The following is a 347-nucleotide window of genomic DNA, read 5'->3' as shown; positions in this document are numbered from 1 at the left end:
CGCTGCCGCTCAGCGGATAGACTGTACTCCCGCCGCCGGCCTGTTTTACTTTAAGACCAAAGCCCTTGGCCGACTGTACAATCGTCCCGCTAAGCTGCTGCTCGGCTGCGGCGGTCGGCGGCTTCAAATCCTCCGGCAGCGCTGCGTTCGCATCGGCCAGAAAGAAGACCGCCTCCGACCGGGTCAACGGCTGCTGCGGAAGAAGGTATCCGTCGGAGGATGCTCCGATATACCCCTGGGTCGCCGCCTGCCGCAGCCATTTCCCCGCATCTCCGGCAGGAAGAAACGCAAGATCCTTGTAGCTCTGGAGCTTGTCCGCTGGCGCCTCTTGCCAGTGGAGGGCGGAT

The 347-nt window shown here is 63.1% G+C and carries 1 protein-coding gene; it reads right to left on the bottom strand.

Annotated elements, in window-relative coordinates; all coding sequences use genetic code 11:
• Nucleotides 1–347 (bottom strand): hypothetical protein (locus tag L692_RS32700; RefSeq protein WP_036723462.1); only part of this gene is annotated, 347 nt, incomplete at both ends.

The organism is Paenibacillus forsythiae T98, from assembly GCF_000520735.1.
GTDB lineage: Bacteria > Bacillota > Bacilli > Paenibacillales > Paenibacillaceae > Paenibacillus_AQ > Paenibacillus_AQ forsythiae.
The sequence above is the reverse complement of the archived record's forward strand: the minus strand, read 5'-3'. Positions and strand labels throughout refer to the sequence as shown.